General features: G+C 39.4%; 17 protein-coding genes. 3 read left to right on the top strand and 14 right to left on the bottom strand.

Translation table 11 applies throughout. From position 1 onward, the window contains the following. Position 1 precedes the first annotated feature (1 nt). The 6 genes from R4146_RS03595 to R4146_RS03570 form a co-directional block, all read right to left on the bottom strand. Complete coding sequence (locus R4146_RS03595; protein WP_339960070.1) at positions 2-322, bottom strand: PspC domain-containing protein; 321 nt, start codon at positions 320-322, stop codon at positions 2-4. Positions 323-410: 88 nt separating this feature from the next. Beyond that, entirely contained in the window at positions 411-1,502 is a 1,092-nt protein-coding gene (locus R4146_RS03590; RefSeq protein ID WP_339960069.1) for a PDZ domain-containing protein, read from the bottom strand. A 93-nt stretch (positions 1,503-1,595) separates the two neighbouring features. Then, a protein-coding gene (gene prfB, locus R4146_RS03585) for a peptide chain release factor 2 (RefSeq protein WP_339960068.1) occupies positions 1,596-2,712 on the bottom strand; the annotation gives its coding sequence in 2 pieces (ribosomal slippage) (positions 1,596-2,639 and positions 2,641-2,712; 1,116 coding nt in all). Positions 2,713-2,777: 65 nt separating this feature from the next. Further along, on the bottom strand, positions 2,778-5,141 hold the full coding sequence (gene secA, locus R4146_RS03580) for a preprotein translocase subunit SecA (protein ID WP_339960067.1): 2,364 nt from the start codon (positions 5,139-5,141) through the stop codon (positions 2,778-2,780). Positions 5,142-5,278: 137 nt separating this feature from the next. Beyond that, the gene (locus R4146_RS03575; protein ID WP_339960066.1) at positions 5,279-5,965 is read right to left on the bottom strand and encodes a ComF family protein; all 687 of its coding nucleotides are present in this window, start codon (positions 5,963-5,965) and stop codon (positions 5,279-5,281) included. After that, the gene (locus tag R4146_RS03570) at positions 5,958-7,298 is read right to left on the bottom strand and encodes an ATP-dependent helicase ComFA (protein ID WP_339960065.1); all 1,341 of its coding nucleotides are present in this window, start codon (positions 7,296-7,298) and stop codon (positions 5,958-5,960) included. Before R4146_RS03570 ends, R4146_RS03575 begins: the two co-directional genes overlap by 8 nt. A gap of 52 nt (positions 7,299-7,350) precedes the next feature. Here R4146_RS03570 and R4146_RS03565 point away from each other — a divergent pair, with 52 nt between their 5' ends. Then, on the top strand, positions 7,351-8,034 hold the full coding sequence (locus R4146_RS03565) for a YigZ family protein (RefSeq protein WP_339960064.1): 684 nt from the start codon (positions 7,351-7,353) through the stop codon (positions 8,032-8,034). A gap of 19 nt (positions 8,035-8,053) precedes the next feature. Here R4146_RS03565 and R4146_RS03560 read toward each other — a convergent pair whose 3' ends face one another. The 5 genes from R4146_RS03560 to R4146_RS03540 form a co-directional block, all read right to left on the bottom strand. After that, positions 8,054-9,148 (bottom strand): glycosyltransferase family 4 protein, encoded by a 1,095-nt coding sequence (locus R4146_RS03560; protein ID WP_339960063.1) that lies wholly within the window; start codon positions 9,146-9,148, stop codon positions 8,054-8,056. A 121-nt stretch (positions 9,149-9,269) separates the two neighbouring features. Further along, positions 9,270-11,108 carry a potassium transporter KimA gene (gene kimA / locus R4146_RS03555; protein WP_339960062.1) on the bottom strand — a complete coding sequence of 613 codons (1,839 nt, stop codon included), beginning with the start codon at positions 11,106-11,108 and terminating at the stop codon, positions 9,270-9,272. A 170-nt stretch (positions 11,109-11,278) separates the two neighbouring features. After that, complete coding sequence (groL, locus tag R4146_RS03550) at positions 11,279-12,901, bottom strand: chaperonin GroEL (protein WP_339960061.1); 1,623 nt, start codon at positions 12,899-12,901, stop codon at positions 11,279-11,281. A gap of 57 nt (positions 12,902-12,958) precedes the next feature. Further along, positions 12,959-13,243 (bottom strand): co-chaperone GroES, encoded by a 285-nt coding sequence (gene groES, locus R4146_RS03545; RefSeq protein WP_339960060.1) that lies wholly within the window; start codon positions 13,241-13,243, stop codon positions 12,959-12,961. A 148-nt stretch (positions 13,244-13,391) separates the two neighbouring features. Then, the gene (locus R4146_RS03540; RefSeq protein WP_339960059.1) at positions 13,392-14,024 is read right to left on the bottom strand and encodes a redox-sensing transcriptional repressor Rex; all 633 of its coding nucleotides are present in this window, start codon (positions 14,022-14,024) and stop codon (positions 13,392-13,394) included. A gap of 170 nt (positions 14,025-14,194) precedes the next feature. Between R4146_RS03540 and R4146_RS03535 the strand changes: the two genes are divergently transcribed. Both R4146_RS03535 and R4146_RS03530 read left to right on the top strand, forming a co-directional pair. Next, complete coding sequence (locus R4146_RS03535; protein WP_339960058.1) at positions 14,195-16,147, top strand: ABC transporter ATP-binding protein; 1,953 nt, start codon at positions 14,195-14,197, stop codon at positions 16,145-16,147. 20 nt (positions 16,148-16,167) lie between these two features. Beyond that, complete coding sequence (locus tag R4146_RS03530; RefSeq protein WP_339960057.1) at positions 16,168-16,506, top strand: hypothetical protein; 339 nt, start codon at positions 16,168-16,170, stop codon at positions 16,504-16,506. A gap of 81 nt (positions 16,507-16,587) precedes the next feature. Here R4146_RS03530 and tsaD read toward each other — a convergent pair whose 3' ends face one another. From tsaD to tsaB, 3 genes are read right to left on the bottom strand one after another with little or no spacing between them, the layout of a single operon-like run. Beyond that, on the bottom strand, positions 16,588-17,601 hold the full coding sequence (gene tsaD, locus R4146_RS03525) for a tRNA (adenosine(37)-N6)-threonylcarbamoyltransferase complex transferase subunit TsaD (protein ID WP_339960650.1): 1,014 nt from the start codon (positions 17,599-17,601) through the stop codon (positions 16,588-16,590). Positions 17,602-17,634: 33 nt separating this feature from the next. Beyond that, on the bottom strand, positions 17,635-18,234 hold the full coding sequence (gene rimI / locus R4146_RS03520; protein WP_339960056.1) for a ribosomal protein S18-alanine N-acetyltransferase: 600 nt from the start codon (positions 18,232-18,234) through the stop codon (positions 17,635-17,637). Continuing rightward, positions 18,218-18,931 carry a tRNA (adenosine(37)-N6)-threonylcarbamoyltransferase complex dimerization subunit type 1 TsaB gene (gene tsaB / locus R4146_RS03515; protein ID WP_339960055.1) on the bottom strand — a complete coding sequence of 238 codons (714 nt, stop codon included), beginning with the start codon at positions 18,929-18,931 and terminating at the stop codon, positions 18,218-18,220. Before tsaB ends, rimI begins: the two co-directional genes overlap by 17 nt. Positions 18,932-18,992: the final 61 nt, after the last annotated feature.

Raw genomic sequence — 18,992 nt, 5'->3', positions numbered from 1 at the left:
TTTACTCCTTAGATTTAGGTTCATCTTTTTCTTCAACGTTGTGTAAGATCTTTCGATCACCATTGGAATGCTGGTTAGTTTGAGCAGTTGAACGAAAACCACCACTAAATGGATTAGCATTGGTTTGGAAATCATTTGGAATTAAAACCGTCAATAGCAAGTAAATTAAAACTGGAATCATGGTATGAATCATTAATAGTGTAATTACAATATATGCAATTCTTAGATAACGGGCGTTGATACCGAAGTACTCAGCGATTCCGCCCAATACTCCTGTTAAAATACGGTTACTACGGGAACGTTTTAAACGTTTTGTTTTCAAATTAATCACCTCAGGTTCAAATTAATAAACTAATACTAACATATCCAAAAAAAGTGTCTATGCAAAACCATAGACACTAATAATATCTTTAACTTTTGCCCTTAAATAGGACGACCCCGATTTCATGGGGAGCGTTATTAAAAATAGCAGTTTCGGTAATTAATAACCGCCCTTCACGATTTCTAACTTTCATTCGGCAATAAGTCGATTGTTTTAGTAGTGCTCGGTAAAATTCATCTTCATTCGTAACTGGTTGATTATTAACGGTTAAAATCACATCCCCAATGGCTAGTTGCATCTTAGCAGCTGGCGTATTGGGCTCAATGCCAATCACCCTAACACCATCAATGACTTCAGAATACCAATCAGCTTGATTTCGATCAACAGCTTTAAAGTGCATCCGTAACCACCAAAGTCCTAGGATCATTATCAACAATGATGGCAGCGCTGCAATTGGCAAGAATAAACTCACTACCATTAATAAAATACCAATCAAGGCTAGTTGCATTATTCGTTTCCCGAGTTGTTTAAATAACCATCTTGGCAAGCTCTTAAAGACGGTCATTTGAAACCCTAAACTAACTGGAACGACGACAAAAGCTAGCGAATGACCATTTAGCATCATTACGGGCCAGTATGGGATGGTGCTATGAATCCAATCGCCTGGAATGAACATAAATAGTGGAATTACATTTAAGGTTTTAAAAGGATAGCCGGCAATCCGGTTCTTACGCTCGTTACGTGAAACTACTGGAATATTATAGCGACCACCATCCTTAGCAATGATTGCTCCCAAAATGAATAGGATAAAACTAGCTAGTAACACGTAGTTAAACGCAGCAGCTGGACTGGCACTAAGTCCATAGTGATTCAAAAGTTGACTTGGAATTAAATGATTTGCATAACCAGTTAAGTTAAGCCAAATGGCAATTCCGGCAGCAATTGCTGCGCTTTCAAATGAAAAGAACACGCCCGGAATTAATACGAGGTTAATTAATAATAAGCATTGATAAATAGCAAACCAGATAATGGTTACGACTGGCCCCACTACGAAACTAATTATAGAGCCAACTACCCCAAATAATAGTAAGTTCATCCACAATTGACGAATTTCAAAATGCTGTGGATAGATTGCATTATGAAAGTGCTGTCGGGTAGCTTGAATTCGATGTTTTGACATTAGGTAGTTCCGAACTACACTAACCCAAAATACCGGTTGAAAAATTAAAATAAGCATTAATATTGATATGATTTTCATTAGTACATCGGTCCTTTAATCTGGATTTTTTTGACTTAGTTTCCATTGCAAGAAAGCATTGATAAATGGATCTAAGTCGCCATCCATGACCGCTTGGCCATTACCAGTTTCGTAATTCGTCCGGTGATCTTTAACCATAGTGTAAGGATGGAATACATATGAACGGATTTGTGAGCCCCAACCAATATCCTTTTGCTCACCTTCAATTTTAGCCTTTTGTTCAGCTTTCTTTTCTTCTTCCCGTTCGTACAACTTAGATTTTAACATATTCATTGCCGTTTCACGATTTTGCAATTGTGAACGTTGGGCCTGACTAGATACAACAATTCCAGTTGGCTCATGGGTAATTCGAACGGCAGAAGAAGTTTTGTTAACGTGTTGGCCTCCCGCTCCACTTGCGCGGAAGTAGTCAATCCGCAGGTCCGCTGGATTAATATCCACCGTAACACTATCATCTAATTCTGGCATCACATCAACAGAGGCAAAGGAAGTATGGCGCCGACCCGCAGAATCAAATGGTGAAATCCGCACTAATCGATGCACGCCTTTTTCAGACTGTAGCAATCCATAGGCATTTTCACCGATGACCATGAAAGTCACAGTATCAATTCCAGCAACGTCACCAGCTTGATAGTTCAATACTTCTAGCTTAAAGTGATGTTGTTCTGCCCAGCGGGTGTACATTCTAAATAACATGGCACCCCAGTCCTGTGATTCAGTCCCACCGGCTCCTGGATGAATTTCTACGATGGCATTATTATGATCATACTTACCCGATAGAAGTAAGCTAAGTCGATAATCTGCTAAGTGTTTCTCAACTTGAGCTAAATTAGTCTCAAATTCAGCCATCAAATCAGGATCATTTTCCTCTTCTAATAACGCTAAGTTAACGGTTAAATCTTCAGCTGCGGCGGCTAAATTATGAAAACGGTCGTACTTTTGCTTCATTTGATTAGTTTCGGCGATTAACTTTTTCGCTGTGTTTTGGTCATCCCAAAAACCTGGTTCGGCCATTTTATGCTCATTAATATGAATTTCTTCATTCAATGCATCTAAGTCAAAGTGACCCCCTAAAGCCATCAATGGCTTTTTGAATATTTTCAATTTTATTTTTTGCTTCACTTAGTTCCATCCAAAAACTCCTTTTTAAACTAAAAAAGCGAAGGGAACATTACGTCTCTTCGCTCGTTAGTGAAATTATCTTTCCATGTTTTGTCGAATTTCGGCCTTCATAAATAATCTAGTGGTATCGTAATCGATATCAGCAATCATTTCTTCGAACATCCGGTATCCTTCACGTTGGTATTCAACCAATGGGTTCAATTGACCATAACCACGAAGTCCAATTGATTGTCTCAATTGATCCATCGCATCAATATGATCAGTCCAGTGTGAATCAACCACTCTCAATAATACGACCTTTTCAAATTCTAACAATTGAGCAGGGTCAGTAAGTTCTGATTCCTTTTCCTTGTAGTTAGCTTTTGCAATGTCCATTAAGTACTTCTTAATTTCATCGCTCGACTTGTTCTTCAAGTCAGATAAGCTAATCTTGTCAGGGCTAACTAAAGCACTGATGGCAAAGTCCAGAATTGTTTGAAGATCCCAGTCTTCTTGGTTTCCTTGCGTATGCAAGTTCACAATGTGATTAATCGTTCTTTCGAACATTGGTAGTAATACCCAACCAAGTGACTTATCTTCTTCAATGATTTCATAACGTTCTTTGTACATTACATCCCGTTGTTGTCTCATCACATCATCGTATTGTAAGACGTTCTTACGAGAATCGTAGTTATTTCCTTCAACCCGTTTTTGAGCAGATTCGACTTGCTTAGTAATCATCCGGCTCTTAATGGCAGCACTGTCACCGTCAATCTTAAGGTGTTGAAGTAAGTTCTTAACCCGATCAGAACCGAAACGACGCATTAAGTCATCTTCTAATGAAAGGTAGAATTGTGATAAACCAGGATCTCCTTGACGACCAGAACGGCCCCGTAGTTGGTTATCAATCCGCCGTGATTCGTGACGTTCAGTCCCGATAACAGCCAATCCACCTAATTTAACAACGCCTGGTCCTAATTTAATATCAGTCCCACGACCAGCCATATTAGTGGCGATGGTAACGGCACCCTTTTGTCCAGCATTCTTAACGATTTCAGCTTCCTTAGCATGGTTCTTAGCATTTAAGACCACGTGTGGAATGCCTTCTTCGTCTAAGCGGTGGGATAGGTATTCAGAAGTTTCAACTGCCACCGTTCCAACCAAGATTGGTTGACCAGCGTGGTGTAACTTCTTAATTCTTTGAATTACTGCTTCGAACTTCGATTTTAAGTCTGGGTATAAGATATCTGGTTCATCTAACCGGACAACTGGCTTATTAGTTGGAATTGAGATAACTTCCATGTTGTAAATTTCACGGAATTCTTCAATTTCAGTCCGTGCAGTCCCAGTCATTCCAGAAAGTTTCTTGTACATCCGGAATAAGTTTTGGTAAGTAATGTTAGCCATTGTCTTACTTTCTTGTTGGATTTCAACGCCTTCCTTAGCTTCGATGGCTTGATGCAATCCATCGGAGAAACGACGTCCTTCCATAATCCGACCAGTAAATGAATCAACGATTTGAACGGAGTCATCTTGAACCACATAATCCTTATCTCGGATCATGATGTAATTAGCCCGTAATGCTTCATCAATGTGGTGGGTAAGTGCCGTGTTATCAGTATCAAAAAGGTTCTTTAGGTTAAAGAACTTATCGGCCTTAACAATTCCTTGGTCAGTAAGTGAAATGGTCTTACTTTCCAAATCAATCTTGTAATCTTTATCCTTAGTCAAAGTCTTCGCAAATTGATCAGCAGACTTGTAAAGTTCAGAGGAAGTGGTTGCTTGACCAGAAATGATCAATGGCGTTCTAGCTTCATCAATTAAGATGGAATCAACTTCATCGACTACGGCAAAGTTAAGGGGCCGTTGAACCATGTCTTCCTTGTATACCACCATGTTATCACGAAGGTAATCGAAACCAATTTCACCATTAGTGGAGTAAGTGATATCGGCAGCGTAAGCTTCACGCTTTTCTTCAGCTGACTTATCAGATGAATTAACCCCAACGGTTAGTCCTAACCAGTTGTATAATTCTCCCATTTCAGTGGCATCACGTTCTGAAAGATATTCGTTAACCGTAATAACATGCACTCCATCACCAGAAAGTGCATTTAAATAAACTGGCATGGTACAAGTTAAAGTCTTACCTTCCCCAGTCTTCATTTCTGAAATGTTTCCTTCATGAAGCACAATTCCACCCATGATTTGAACGTGGAATGGGTTTAGACCAAGGACCCGGCGAGCAGCTTCTCTAGCAACCCCAAATCCTTCTGGTAATAAATCATCTAAAGTTTCACCATTTTGGTAACGTTTTTTGAATTCTGGTGTCTTAGCTTTTAACTCTTCATCACTTAGCTTACGGTATTTTCTTGACCATTCACCAACTTGATCGGCAAGTTTGCTAAGGCGTTTAATTTCGCGTTTATCGCTTTCTACCCATTTTTTTAAAATATTAGGCATTAATCAATTTCCTTTCTTACAAATAATTCTCGGTTTTATTAATTGGGATAATGACCCATTTATGTCTATTTTTAGTAACTAGTCTATTCTAACATTTTCAGGGCTATTTTAAAACGATAAAAACTAAATCCAGTTGATTACCTTGCTAGTGTAAGTCCGTTCACTGTTTTAGCACCATTTTGCATTAGCAATGATGCTGCAAATCGAATCGTTGTGCCAGTCGTATATACGTCATCAACGACTAATACATTCTGGTCTTGAATCAACCTTTTTTGATCTGGTTTCATTTTAAACGGTTGACTAATGGACTTACGCTGCAAACGATTTTGTGCAGATTGATCCTTTGTTTTTATTTGCTCAATGGTTGCCAAACAATCCACAAAGGGACCGTTCAAAAGGCCAGTCGTTTGATTAAAAGTACGACGGGCTAGTGTATCGTTAGTTAATGGAATCGGCACAACAACCCGCTTCGTTGCATCCGCGACCTGACTAAATTCAGTGGCAAATACCTTTCGTAACTGGTAGTCCCCAACAAATTTATACCGATGCATAAATTCCTTCATCGCATCATTATATTCATATAGGGACTGATTAATAAAACCATGCGGCGTTGTCGCTTCCCAGTCCTTACAATCGCCACACACCTGATCATCCGTTCCCACCCGATTACATAATGGACACGTCTGTTCCAGATTTAAGATTGAATGAAATTGACGTTTACAATCAGCACAAGTTAGTGCTTGTAACTGAGGAGCTAATGAAAGCAGCCATTCAATCGTAATGGCTTGATTCAATGGCTTTTGACATAGTAAACAATTATGCATCCCTTAACTTTAACGCTCCTAACTTATTCATATGGGCAATTTGTTGGTAAGCCTTACTAACGTTTCGGGCATTACTATGAACCCAAAAATCTACATTGCCATCTGGGCGGTCATTTTTGCGTCCCACTCGGCCAGCAATTTGTACCAATGCCGAAGGTGAAAAAATGGGTTCATCTGCTCCTAACACAATGACATCGATTCCAGGAAAGGTAACCCCCCGTTCTAAAATGGTCGTCGTGATTAAAAAATCCAACCGTTGTTCACGCATGGCCGTGACTTTTTCCAATCGCTTTGCATCTTCTGAATGCACCGTCATCATTTTGGCTCCACTAGACAATTTAGCTCGTAATGCTTCTTCAATCGGCTTTAAATCCTTAACATGCGGCACAAATAATAAAAACCGTTGCCCATCAGTAACTTTTTGGTCAATGACTCGAATCAATCGATTCGGTAGCCGTTTTTTCAATAAGCGCTGACGCCAGTTAGGAATTAAGTGTAGTTTGATTTGTGGTAACAAATGGCGATGAAACCGCAGTGGTAAATAGCTAATGGATAGCTGGTTTCGTTTAACTAGCCGTAATAACTCATCATTGGGCGTAGCCGTTAAATATAATTGGGTCCCAGTAGTCTTTACCGCTTGCGAAACTGCAAAGTGGAGGCCCGGATTATTAGCGTATGGGAACGAATCTACTTCATCGATAATCAAAATATCAAAAGCATGGTAGAATCTTAGCAGCTGATGGGTCGTACAAACCGTTAATTGTGAGTATTGATACTTTTCAGTTTGCCGTCCATGTAATAAAATCATAGGTGTATTTGCAAATGCAGCTTGCAGACGGGGAAATAACTCAATGCATACGTCCACGCGGGGCGACGCAATGGCGATTCGTAACCCATTGGCAAGTGCCCACTCGATTCCTGGAAATAACATTTCAGTCTTGCCCGCACCAGTCACTGCCCACAACAAATGGGCTTTTCGCTGCTGAAAGTGTTCAATAATGGTGGCGGAACAATCTGCTTGATCTTTGGTCAATTGACCAGTCCACGTTAATGGTCGATCAAGCACCTGAAATTGATTGGGTTCCGCCACAAATGCCAAGTCGACATTGCTAACGATCCGACCTAAATTAATGCATTGTGGACAATAATACTGCTGGTGGGGCAGTGCTGCTGCTGATTTATTTGTCTGCATCCCACACCGATTGCAAATCACTGATTGAGTGTTAATTTGCATGGACGGACGCGATTGAACATCTGCATGCGAGCGTAATGCTGGTGCAATGTCTAATGCATTCGTCTGTCGGCCGTATAGTTCATTTATTTCTGTAATCATTTTTATCACCCCATTTAAAATACGTTAATAATTCAAATTGGAGGTTCGTGCCATGGAAAAAGAACAAACTTATCTTACTGTCAAAACTAGTGGTGCCAATGAAATCAACATTAAAAAATCTCGTTTTATCGGGAGCGTTAAACGGGTCAAAACCGAGGAAGAAGCGAAGGCCTTCGTTGATCAAATCACTGAGGAAAATAAAAGTGCTACCCATAACTGCTATGCCTATATGGTTGGCCAAGATGACCATATTCAACGCAAAAGCGACAATGGTGAACCGTCTGGAACCGCTGGATTACCAATTCTAGATGCCATTAAGTTAAAACAACTCCACGATGTGGCAGTTGTAGTCACTAGATACTTTGGGGGCATTAAACTTGGGGCCGGTGGTTTAATTCGTGCATATAGTAACGCTACGACTGAGGCCATTAACCATGTGGGAGTAGTGGAACGTATCTTACAAACTAAGGTAAACATCACCATTGACTATCCACTTTTGGAACAATTAAAGTATCATTTGAACCAAGAAGACATCTATATCGATGACATTCAATATGGTGCTAATGTAACCGTCGTAGTTGCCGTACCAGCAGATATAGTGGCAGCATTTAAAAAAGAAATCGTTAACCTATTAAACGACCGGGCAACCATTGAAACTGGTGATCAAGAATACTTTGAAATTGACTATCATCAAGGTAAGGACCGATATAAAAAAGGATCGATTGAACTCAAATAATGGGTTCGACCGATCCTTTTTAATGATTATTTTTACTGGTGGTCCCTTTAACAATCTTTTTAATCCAGTTCAGCAATGGTTGCCGATTTTTACCAACCAAGCCGATTGATTCAACAAATAATTCTAACCCAATTAAAGTGGCCACCGTAAGTAAAATCGTGCCCCATAAATTAGAAATTGGGTATAGCAATGAAATAAATGAAAAAATCATGGCAATTCCATAGATGACCAACACCGTTTGTCGGTGCGTCAACCCCATTTGCATCAAACGATGGTGTAAATGGTGCTTATCAGCATGTGAGATTGGTTGACGATTCAATAACCGTCTTAAGATAGCATATACTGTATCAGTAATGGGAACTCCTAAGATAATTACCGGAATGATCACCGTCACGAACGTCGCATTTTTCAATCCGTTTAGGGAGAATACCGCAATCATAAATCCGATAAACAAAGAGCCGGTATCACCTAAATAGATTCGCGCTGGGAAAAAGTTGTAAGGTAAAAAGCCGATACATGCAGTTACAAGGGTGAAAATCATAATCGAAACGTATGTATTGCCTACATTCAAGAAGAACATTCCGGTAATTCCCATCGTTGTTAGTGCAATGATTGCAATTCCAGTTGCTAGTCCATCCAACCCGTCAATTAGATTGACCGCATTGGTAATTGCTAAAATCCAAATCCACGTAATAGGTAGACTCAGCCATCCCAAGTGAAATGATCCAAATATTGGAACCGTTAATAACGTCATTCTGACGTGGCCAAAGAAAAATACGAACAAGGCCGCTAACGTGATGCCTAATACCTTTTGCCGGGGCCTTAATTCATAAATATCATCAATCATCCCCGTAGCGATAATGATCACTTCACCACCGAACATACCCCACAATTGTGCTGCTGGCATCTGACCTCGTAATAAGAACATGGTCGTAAACGTATAGGCCGCAAAGATTGCCAGTCCTCCAATGGTTGGCATCGGGATTTTATTCATTCGACGTTTATTTGGATCATCTTCTGCCCCAATCTTAAACGCCAGTTTGCGAACGAACGGCGTTAAAACTGCGGAGATCAACATTGTCGCAAACAAGCAAACAATTATTTTTAATTTCAACCTGACACCTCCCCCTTAAAAACAGTTATTTACAATTAATTATACAAATCTAATAATCTAAAAACAACCCAACCAAAAAGAGTTATCACAATTATTACCAAAATTGCGATAACTCTTTTTATTAATTCTTCAAATGATAATTATAGGTACTAACAATAATATTTTGCCGTGAGTTAAGAGCTGCCCGTAGTCGTAATCCATTTTGATTATGCAAAATGTGTTGCCAATGATGCTTAGGCACGAATTGAGGGACTAACACGGTCGTAGTATTGCCGTCGTCTTCAGCCCGTTTGGCAATGACGTCACAAAAACGTAGCGTTGGATTAATGATCGAACGATACGATGAGTGAATATCCACAAACCGAATTTCAGGAAAGGCCTTCTTAAAGTCGCTCGCCGTTTTCTTTTCTTTTTCTGGATTCGCATCAAATGAGACGTGCATCGCAATGACATCATCACTAATTGACTTAGCATAAGCAATCGCCTTCGTGGTTACCGCAGTCACATCACTAATTAAAACGATGACCGTAGAACCACTAAAGGTTTCTGGAATTTCATTAGCTTGATGATTGACTTCCAGTTGTTCACTTACATTCCGATAGTGTTCATTGATTCGATAGAACATAAAGATCAATAGCGGCATTACCACGAAGTAAGGCCACACGTTAGCAAAGTGAAGTAATAACAAGAAGATTACCAAGATCAATGAAATCAAGGCCCCCACAAAGTTTATGGCTGATTTAAGGACCCACGCCCCTTCTTTATGCTTACGCCAATGAATAATCATCCCTGATTGTGATAACGTAAATGGAATGAACACCCCAATGGAATAAAGTGGTACTAAGAGGTTCGTTTCCCCCTTGAACATGATGATCAAAATTAAGGCCCCGATTGCTAGGGAAATAATTCCGTTCGAATAGCCTAGCCGATCACCCTTATCCAAGTAAGCATGGGGTAAGAACTTATCCCGCGCTAAGTTATAGGCAAGAATTGGAAAAGCTGAAAAACCAGTATTAGCAGCCACTGCTAGGATCATTGCCGTTGATAATTGGAGAACATAGAATAAAATGCCCCCGTGACCAAAGACCCCTGCCCCAATCTGGGACAAGACCGTAACGTGCGAAGTTGGTTTGATCCCCATGTAATAACTGAGGAAGGTAATTCCACCAAAGAAGAACCCTAGAATTAATGCCATAATGGCTAGGGTATGGGATGCCATCTTTTCCTTTGGTTTCTTAAAGTTCGGCACGGAATTACTGATGGCTTCCACTCCAGTCAAGGACGATGAACCAGATGAGAACGCCTTAAAGAATAGCAATAACGTCATCCCTTGTACTGGCGAACCTAATCCAGTCGCTGCACGATAACTAATTTTTCCGGTAGCAATATTATAACCACCCCAGATAATCATCACGAAAATCATAAAGATAAATAAATAAACCGGAACGGTCAATATCGATGCTGATTCCCGCATCCCCCGTAAGTTCAATAACATGATTAAGATTACAATTAGACATGCAATTAAGACCCGGTGATTATAAAGCGAAGGAATTGCAGACGTAATCGCTTCCGTTCCAGAGGTAGTTGATACCGCAACGGTTAGCATGTAGTCAACTAACAATGAACCACCAGCCACCAGACCGGCAGTGCGACCCCAATTATCGCTAGCTACTAAATAAGCCCCTCCACCAGATGGATAGGCATAGATAATTTGTTGATACGACAATGTAATTGCAAATAATAGCACTAACACTAACGCCGCAATCCAAATTTGATAAACCAGCGCTGCTACTGAAAGCGTCAATAGCACGGCTGTAATTTGCTCTGTTCCATATGCAACGGACGAGAGCGCATCCGATGATAGTAATGCCAGTCCCTTGAACTTGTTCAAAGATTGGCCACCTTCATCAGATGATTTTAACGGCTTTCCGATTATTAATCGTTTTAAATAACGCCACATTAAAATGACCCCACTTTTATAATCATATTTGTTAAGATATTTTAAAATATTTATACATTTCTTAATTTTACTACATTTGTGACTATAATGCATACCTCATTTACTAATTGGACCATACAAAAAAGGCTTGTTGCTAAGCAACAAGCCTTTGGAACGATATTAAGTTTAAATTACATCATTCCACCCATACCTGGTTGTGGAGGCATTGGGGTGTTATTGTCATCCTTTGGTTCATTAGCAACAACAGCTTCAGTAGTTAACAATAATGCTGAAACAGATGCAGCATTTTGAAGTGCAGAACGACTAACCTTGGTTGGGTCAATTACTCCAACCTTGATCATGTCTTCGTAAGTGCCGTCAGCAGCGTTGTATCCAACTCCTGGCTTTTGATCACGAAGGTGTTCAACGATAACAGAACCATCAACACCGGCATTGTGAGCAATTTGTCTTACTGGAGCTTCAAGAGCCCGACGTACGATTTGGACACCAGTGTTTTCGTCACCTTCAGCTTCAATCGCATCAATATCACTTAAGATGTTAATGTATGAAGTTCCACCACCAGGAACGTATCCTTCTTCAACGGCGGCCCGAGTAGCGTTCAATGCATCTTCGATTCTGTACTTACGTTCCTTTAATTCAGTTTCGGTTGCAGCACCGACACGAATAACAGCAACTCCACCAGCTAACTTAGCAAGGCGTTCCTTTAACTTGTCACGGTCAAAGTCAGAAGTGGTCTTTTCGATTTGAGTCTTGATTTCGTTAACCCGATCAGCAATCTTAGCCTTGTCACCAGAACCTTGCACAATGGTAGTGCTGTCCTTAGTAACATTAACCTTAGAAGATTGACCTAATTGATCTAACTTAGCATCCTTCAAGTTCAAACCTAAGTCGTCAGTGATTACAGTTGCCCCAGTTAAGGTTGCAATATCTTGTAATTGTTCCTTCCGACGGTCACCAAATCCAGGTGCCTTAACGGCAACAACGTTGAATGTTCCACGCATCTTGTTCAATACTAAGGTTGGAAGTGCTTCACCACCAATATCATCAGCAATGATCAATAGGGAACGACCTTGTTCAACTACTGATTGTAATAATGGTAAAATATCTTGAATGTTGTTGATCTTCTTGTCAGTAACTAAGATGTATGGGTTATCTAAGTTAGCTTCCATCTTATCGTTATCAGTTACCATGTATTGTGACATGTAACCACGATCAAATTGCATTCCTTCAACAACATCTAAGCTAGTATCAACCCCACGGGAGTCTTCAATGGTAATGACCCCATCGTTACCAACCTTTTCCATTGCATCAGCAATCAATGAACCAACTTGCTTGTTAGCAGAAGAAATGGAAGCAATTTGAGCAATATCATTCTTGTCTTTAACTTCGTGAGACATCTTGTGTAATGCTTCAACAGCGACCTTAGTAGCCTTTTCAATCCCACGACGAACGCCAACTGGATTAGCACCAGCAGTAACGTTCTTCATTCCTTCGTTAATGATTGCTTGAGTTAAAACCGTGGCAGTCGTAGTCCCATCACCGGCAATGTCATTAGTCTTTGATGCAACTTCGGCTACTAACTTAGCACCCATGTTTTCAAAATGATCTGGTAATTCAATTGCCTTAGCAATTGTTACCCCATCATTTGTAATGTTAGGAGTACCTGCTCCTTCTTCTAGCACAACGTTACGACCCTTAGGTCCTAAGGTTGTCTTAACTGTATTAGCTAACTTATCAACACCGTTAAGTAATGATCTTCTAGCATCTTCTGAAAATTTAACTTCCTTAGCCATCAAATATCACCTCATAAATTATATTTTTGTTTTTTAATAAATCATTTTAATTTTAAATTAGTCAACAATTGCTACTAAATCTTTTTCATGTAAAACTAAGTAGGATTGTCCATCGTAGTCAACGGAAGTCCCAGAATACTTATCAAAAAGAACTGTATCACCCTTTTCAACAGCTGGAGCAACTTTTTCTCCATTATCTAGAACCCGGCCGGCACCAACTGCAACGACCTTTCCAGTTTGTGGCTTTTCCTTCGCATTATTAGCTAATACGATTCCACCAACTGTCTTTTCCTTTGCTTCTTCTACTTCAACGATCACACGATCACCTAATGGCTTTAACACATTAATCCCTCCAATTAAGTTTACATTTAATTATAATTAGCACTTAGACATACTCAGTGCTAATCTATAAGTTTAATATATCGACTTTTAGAATGAATTGCAAACATTTTGATTCAAAAAAAGGATCTCCAAATTTAATTGGAAATCCCTATTTGATATAGTGTTCAATAAAATAGATCAGTGTTTGCAATTCATTCGTTAAATCAACGTTTTGGACGGTTACGTTATCAGGAATTGATAGGCGGACCTGGGTAAAGTTTAAGATTCCCTCTGCGCCACCTTTAATAGCATTATCACAGACTTCTTGGGCAACCTTAGACGGCACTGTTAAAATAACCACCTTAATTTGTTGATCCCTTAATTGTTGGACCAATTCATCATATGAATAAACCGGCACACCATTTTGAATGGTATTAATCATGCGTTCCTTAGTATCAAACGCTGCTGAAATTCGGACATTACTATCACGATGAAAATTGAAATTAAGTAAGGCCTGGCCAAAATTACCAACCCCCACCAATGCAACGTTAGTTAGACGGTCTTCATTTAAAATCCGTTTAAAAAAGTCTAGTAGGTTTTCAACATCATATCCATACCCACGTTTACCTAGCGCGCCAAAGTAAGAAAAATCTCTTCTGATCGTAGCGGAGTCAACTTGAATGGCGTCCGCAAATTTGTTGGAAGAAATTCGTTCAACGTTAGAATCATGTAATATTGTTAAATAGCGATAATAAATCGGTAACCGTTTTGCAGTTGCGCGCGGAATTTTGTTCTCTGCCATAAGTTTTCCTCCCGGCAATTTCGTTCATTAAAAAAACATTTACAAATCATTCTATCACAAAAATAAACTTTGTGAAATATTAATCAATTATATCGGTTTCATAAATTTCATATTATCTTTAAATTATGATAAAATTATCCGTAAACTACAATAAACAAAGGGGTGAGGACTTGCAAATTTTACAAATTAATAACGTCACCAAAAGATTCGACGGTGTGCCAATTTTCACAAATGTGAATATGAACATTGAAAACCATGCGCGCATCGGATTGGTGGGTCGTAATGGAGCCGGAAAATCAACATTAGTTAAAATGATTATTGGCGAAGAATCTGTTGACGGTGGCCAAATTACTGCCAAAAACGGCTTAACCATCGGTTATCTATCCCAAAATACCGGTCTACATTCAGACCGCAATGTTTGGGATGAAATGCTCAGTGTCTTTGCAGAACTAATCAAGACTGAACACAAAATGCACGCATTAGAATCACAAATGAGTGATCCTAACGTTAATCAAAACCCAGCCCAATTAGCCGAAGTAACTAAATCATATGACACCATTCAAGCTAGTTTCACCGCTAATCACGGTTATACTTATAAAGCCGAAATTCGGGCCGTCCTCAATGGATTTGGATTTGATGAATCATTTTATGATCAACCCGTTAATTCACTATCTGGAGGTCAACAAACGCAATTAGCACTAGCTAAATTGCTGTTAGAAAAGCGTGATTTATTAATCTTAGATGAACCGACCAACCACTTAGACGTGGAAACCATCACGTGGTTGGAAGGCTATGTGCAAAACTATCCAGGGACGCTTTTAATCATCTCCCATGACCGGTATTTTATGGATAAATTAGTTAATGAAATTTACGATTTAGACAATGGGACCCTTACTTACTATAAGGGGGACTATTCTAGTTTCGTAAAACAAAAACAAGCCCGATTTGCAGAACGGATGCATGCTTATGAAAAGCAACAAGCCGAAATTAAAAAGATGAAGGAATTTATCGATAAGAACATCGTACGAGCATCAACAACTAATCGGGCTCAAGCCCGCCGTAAGCAACTGGAAAAAATGCAAAAAATTGAAAAGCCATTTGATAATAATAAGGTCGCTCAATTCCGATTTACTGAAGAAAAGCCAAGTGGTAATATTGTTTTAACCGTTCGCGACTTAGCAATTGGATACGAACACCAAGTGTTAGCTAGTCCCATTAATATTGATGAAAAGAAGCATCAATCAATTGCCATCATTGGCCCTAATGGAGTCGGCAAATCCACCCTCCTTAAGACTATTTTAGGACGACTACCTAAGTTAGCCGGTAAGGTTGAATTTGGAACTGGCGTATCCATTGGTTATTACGATCAAAAACAAGCTTCCCTGCATAACGAAAAAACAGTATTGAATGAAATTTGGGACGACTACCCAACCACACCTGAAGGCCGAATTCGAACGATTCTAGGTAGTTTCTTATTCTCAGGAAATGATGTTGAAAAGGTAGTTGGCAACTTATCTGGTGGTGAAAAAGCGCGATTAATGCTCACCAAATTAGCAATGCGCCATGATAACTTCTTGATGCTCGATGAACCAACGAACCATTTAGATATTGAAAGTCGCGAAGTTTTGGAAAATGCGTTAAAATTATTCGATGGAACCATCTTATTTGTTTCACATGACCGGTACTTTATTAATCAAGTGGCTAGTGAAATTATTGAAATTACGGCTGAAGGTTCGGAACGCTACTTAGGTAATTACGATTACTATGTCGAAAAAAAGGCTGATCAAATTGCTCAACAAGAGCATAAGGAAGCTGAACAAGCGGCACAAAATCCACAGCCACAGGCCAATAATCAATCTAGTGGTAAACAAGATTACCAAAAGAGCAAGGAAAATCAAAAGCAACGGCGGAAATTAGAACGTCAAATTGCAGATATTGAAAAACAAATGAGTGCATTAGCGACGCAAAGTGATGCGATTGAAACTGAAATGGCAGAATTAGCATCAGCACAAGAGTTAGATGATTTAACTAAGTTGCAAAAGCAACTCGACGAACTAAATCAACAAAATAATCAGCTATCAGACCAATGGACTGAGCTTAGCTTAGAATTAGAATCACTATAGAAAACAAGGAGCTATTTACAATGAAAATGAATCTTAAAAAGAATAAATGGGCTGTTATCGCAATAACAGCTGCTACTATGAGTATTGCATACACATGGACAATGAATAATAATTTCCATGCATCAGCTGACTACATTAGTACTAATAATTACGATAATTCATCAAATAATTCTTCAATGAATCAATCAGCACCCGCATCAAACAACCCAGCAGCATCTCAACAATACACTCAACAAAATAATCTTCAAAATTCGAAGAGAAAATTAATCCAAAAGAAAAATAAGCGACAACCTAAACGACCAATGGGTAATTTTGCTAAAATATATCAACAAATGAACCATTTTAATAAGAAGAGATAGTTAAAAATAATAAAAATACGCTGTCATGGTTAGAAATATCTAACCATGACAGCGTATTTTTTTAATGGATGATGATTTAACTTATTGTTCCACATCTGGTGACCATTCAAATTCTAAACTAGGATCTGCATTTAGGTCTAAGCCAGCAAAGTGGCCTTCCTTGTATAGGACATAACCAGCAGCCCCAATCATTGCAGCATTATCGCCACAAAGTTTCTTAGGCGCCATTAGTAATTCAGTTTGGGGTAGCTTATCGATCGCAGATTGTAGTCGGGTCCGTAGCCCATTATTAGCAGCGACCCCACCAGCTAAAATCAATTGATTAACTGGGTAGTTCTTTAAGGCCCGCATCGTTTTATCAACTAATACATCGACGACCGCCGCTTGGAAACTAGCAGCTAAATCATCATGATTTAATTTTTCACCAATTTGATCAGCATGATGATAGGTATTGATAAAGGCACTCTTTAGGCCACTAAAACTAAAGTCATAGTTAGCTTCCTTATCCATTGCCCGCGGGAAGTTAAAGGTATCATGCCCCTTTGCAGCCATTGCGTCCACGGTTGGACCGGCTGGGTAATTAATACCCATAACTCGCCCTACTTTATCATAAGCTTCACCCGCAGCATCATCCCTAGTCTCACCAATTATTTCAAATTGGCCTTCCTTAGGCATGTAAACTAATTCGGTATGCCCACCTGAGACAACTAGTGATAAGGCAGGAAATTGAATTGGTTTTTCAAAACGGGCTGCATAAATATGCCCCGCTAAATGGTTAACTGGAATCAATGGCAAATGATGCGCCCAAGCAACCATTTTAGCAGCGGTGACACCAATTAAAAGTGCCCCCACTAGCCCTGGACCATAGGTGACTGCTACTGCATCTAAATCATCATAGGTTACATCAGCTTGTTGCATTGCATCTCTGATACAAATTGTAATTTCTTCAATATGGTGCCGACTTGCTACTTCGGGAACGACTCCCCCAAATCGTTTATGACTCTTAATTTGGGTAGCAACGACGTTTGATAAAATTTTATCGCCATTTTCAATAATTGCAACACTAGTTTCATCACAACTGGATTCAAATGACATAATTAAGTTTCGTTCCACGTTTTTTCCTCCAGACTATAAGCCGTAGTTATTAGGCCGCGTATCCATTTCTCGAATATCTAAGCTCATGTCGATAGCATCCTCTTGATTATCAACATAGTAATGGAGTTTAATTCCCGTCCGCTTGAAGCCAAGGTCAGTGTAAAGATGTTGGGCATGGTGATTACTACTACGGACCTCTAGGGTAATCTTAGAATAATCAATTTTACGTGCCTTTTTGATCACTACGGTCAATAGGAAATAAGCTAATCCACGATGCTGAAATTCCTTTTGAACTGCCAGATTGGTAATGTGACATTCCTGGTTTTTCTCCCAGAACGCACAACCAATAAACGCTACTAACTGATCATGGTAGCGAATTACCAGGTATAATCGATCATCACTACGCTTTAATTCCTTTAGCATTGCTGTATAATTCCATGGGGTTTGACCATCATAAACGGACTTTTCAATCTTAAGTAATTCTGGCACATCGGTGACCATTGCCTTACCGATGAAGTATTTATCATTTTTAATTTCAACAATGTGGTTCTTAACCACCATTTGTTGTTTACGAAATAAGCGATCACTTTTTGAGAACAGCCCTTGGTACCAATTCTTAAATTTTTTCAACATATGAATTTGAATCCTCTTCTGGGTGTAGTTTTTGCCAATCTGCTTCAGCCTTCGTTAACCGTAAGTAATTGGGTACGAATGCATCAATATCCTGCACTGGAGTTAGGTGTTGTCCATACAGTCCCAAGTTGGCAGCTTGGGGGAGGTTATCTAAGTTGTCAATCATTGTAAATGTATTTGGTAAATCATTAGTAAAGTGGTTAGCATCCGCTAAGCCAACAATGGATTCATCTTGATATTTAGCCAATTGAGCTAACCAATCAGACAGTTCAACGTGTTGATCTGGAATTACCACTTCGGGGACCCCGTTTTTAATTCGATAGAGGCCGGTAAATAAATTTTGATTCCGCGCATCAAACATCGGATTAACTAATTGTCCTTCCGTAGTTACGTTTAACGCAAGGGTTTGTAAACTAGATACTCCCACTAAGTCAATCCCTAATGTAAATGCCAATACCTTCGCAGTGGCAGTGGCAATCCGGATTCCAGTATATGAACCAGGACCATATGCTACTACGATACGATCTAAATCAGCTGGTTGAAAGCCACAATCCACCATTAAATCATTAATAATTGGCAATAAATATTGAGCGTGCTTTTGGTGCGTTGTAGTCGTCGTTGTTGCTAAAATGTTAGCATCTTCTAATACCGCAATGCTCAAGGGACGGTTAGAAGTGTCCAGTGCTAAAACTTTCATAAAATAATATCTCCCTGTTCAATTAAATCCTCGGATTAATTATATCTCAAATGTATTATAT

The organism is Nicoliella lavandulae, from assembly GCF_037546185.1.
In the GTDB taxonomy this organism is placed as follows: Bacteria; Bacillota; Bacilli; order Lactobacillales; family Lactobacillaceae; genus Nicoliella; species Nicoliella lavandulae.
This window is presented reverse-complemented; position numbering and strand designations above follow the sequence as displayed.

What these genes read in the sequence shown, in the direction of transcription:
- secA (WP_339960067.1), bottom strand. Translation starts at nt 5,141, where the DNA reads ATGCCTAATATTTTAAAAAAATGGGTAGAAAGCGATAAACGCGAAATT.
- R4146_RS03590 (WP_339960069.1), bottom strand. Translation starts at nt 1,502, where the DNA reads ATGTCAAAACATCGAATTCAAGCTACCCGACAGCACTTTCATAATGCA.
- R4146_RS03530 (WP_339960057.1), top strand. Translation starts at nt 16,168, where the DNA reads ATGAAAATGAATCTTAAAAAGAATAAATGGGCTGTTATCGCAATAACA.
- rimI (WP_339960056.1), bottom strand. Translation starts at nt 18,234, where the DNA reads ATGTTGAAAAAATTTAAGAATTGGTACCAAGGGCTGTTCTCAAAAAGT.
- kimA (WP_339960062.1), bottom strand. Translation starts at nt 11,108, where the DNA reads ATGTGGCGTTATTTAAAACGATTAATAATCGGAAAGCCGTTAAAATCA.
- R4146_RS03565 (WP_339960064.1), top strand. Translation starts at nt 7,351, where the DNA reads ATGGAAAAAGAACAAACTTATCTTACTGTCAAAACTAGTGGTGCCAAT.
- R4146_RS03575 (WP_339960066.1), bottom strand. Translation starts at nt 5,965, where the DNA reads ATGCATAATTGTTTACTATGTCAAAAGCCATTGAATCAAGCCATTACG.
- tsaB (WP_339960055.1), bottom strand. Translation starts at nt 18,931, where the DNA reads ATGAAAGTTTTAGCACTGGACACTTCTAACCGTCCCTTGAGCATTGCG.
- R4146_RS03540 (WP_339960059.1), bottom strand. Translation starts at nt 14,024, where the DNA reads ATGGCAGAGAACAAAATTCCGCGCGCAACTGCAAAACGGTTACCGATT.
- groL (WP_339960061.1), bottom strand. Translation starts at nt 12,901, where the DNA reads ATGGCTAAGGAAGTTAAATTTTCAGAAGATGCTAGAAGATCATTACTT.
- R4146_RS03570 (WP_339960065.1), bottom strand. Translation starts at nt 7,298, where the DNA reads ATGATTACAGAAATAAATGAACTATACGGCCGACAGACGAATGCATTA.
- tsaD (WP_339960650.1), bottom strand. Translation starts at nt 17,601, where the DNA reads ATGTCATTTGAATCCAGTTGTGATGAAACTAGTGTTGCAATTATTGAA.